Source organism: Nonomuraea sp. NPDC049649 (genome assembly GCF_040675175.1).
GTDB lineage: Bacteria > Actinomycetota > Actinomycetes > Streptosporangiales > Streptosporangiaceae > Nonomuraea.
Map to the genome: position 1 here is coordinate 1 of NZ_JBFAOH010000102.1, position 1,539 is coordinate 1,539.

The window sequence follows — 1,539 nt, forward strand, 5'->3', positions numbered from 1 at the left end:
CCCAATGCCGCTAAGTTAGCGATCTTGCGAAGGTCGGGGCGGGTGCGCTGCACCGGGTGGTTGTGGGCGGTAGGTTTCGGCGGTGGCTGGAGCGCAGGAGCCGTCGGTAGGCGGCCGTTTGACTGATCACATTTCGCTGGGTGTGCTGGCGGCGGCGTTCTCTCGTGACCTGATCGAGGAGGTCGTTGATGCGACCGGCAGTCGGGAGAAACGGTCGCGGTTGCTGCCGGCGCATGTGATGGTCCGGTATGTGATCGGCTTGGGGCTGTTGTTCGGTCAGGCGTATGAGGAGGTCATGCGGCAGATGACCGGCGCACTGCAGCACCTGGGCTGCTGGGAGCGGGACTGGAAGGTGCCGTCGACCTCGGCGATCAGCCAGGCGCGGCAGCGGCTCGGATCGGCACCGCTAAAGGAGTTGTTCCACCGGGCGGCGGTGCCGGTCGCGGGCCTGGGCACCCAGGGCGCGTGGCTGCGCCACCGCAGGCTGATGGCCATCGACGGGACGAGTTTCGATGTGCCCGACACCGAGGCGAACGTGGCGGCGTTCGGCAAGATGGGCAGCGGCCCCCAACAGTCAGCGTTTCCGAAGCTGCAGGTCGTGTCGCTGTCGGAGTGCGGGACTCACGCCATGGTCGCCGCCGCGATGGGCTCGTGCCGCACGGGTGAGCGTGAACTGGCCAGCGAGCTGGCCGGTCATCTGGACGGCGACATGCTGGTCACCGCGGACTCGGGCTTTTACTCCTGGCAGCTGTGGGACCTTTACAGCGCCAGTGATGCCGCTCTGTGCTGGCGGGTCGGCGCGAGCGTGGCGTTACCGCTGGTGCGGCGGCTGCCGGATGGCTCCTACCTGGCGTTGATCTTCGCGCCGAACACTCCGGCCAAGCGCAAGGCCGCGCTGCTGGCGGCGGCCCGGGCCGGTGAGCAGGTCGATGAAGACCGGGCCCGTGTGGTGCGGGCGGTGGAGTACACCGTGCCCGACCGTGGCGGCCCGGACGGCGAGTTGGTCTGCGTGATCACCACGATCCTGGACCCGGCGGAGTTGAGCGCGCCGGAGGCCGCGTTCGCCTACTACCAACGGTGGGAACACGAATCCGGGCTGGATGAGATCAAGACCCACCTGCGCGGCGGCGGCGGAGTCCTCCGCTCTCAAAGTCCTGATCTGGTTGAACAGGAGATGTGGGGCATCTTGCTGGCCCACTACGCCATTCGTGAGCTGATGTGCCGGGCCGCCGATGAGGCCGACCTCGATCCTGACCGGGTCAGCTTCATCCGGGCCGTCCGGGTCGTCCGCCGCCAGATCGATGATCCGGCGGCCTTTTCCCCCTGAGCACCTATACGTCATTTTTGTGAGGGTCTTCACCGAGATGCTGGACAGGCTCAACCCCGAACCTCGGATGCGGACCTGCCCTCGAGTCGTCAAACGCGCCCGCCACAACTCCTACCGGGTCAAACGCCGTACCGACGTCAGTGTCACCCACGCCAGCCCGCCGACCATCCAACTCGAAGGACTCCCAGCAGCGGCTTAACTTAGCGGCATTG

General features: G+C 66.9%; 1 protein-coding gene. It reads left to right on the forward strand.

Annotated elements, in window-relative coordinates; translation table 11 throughout:
* Positions 1 to 82 precede the first annotated feature (82 nt).
* Positions 83 to 1,327 carry an IS4 family transposase gene (locus AB0J42_RS37640; RefSeq protein ID WP_364303373.1) on the forward strand — a complete coding sequence of 415 codons (1,245 nt, stop codon included), beginning with the start codon at positions 83 to 85 and terminating at the stop codon, positions 1,325 to 1,327.
* The last annotated feature ends 212 nt before the right edge of the window (positions 1,328 to 1,539 follow it).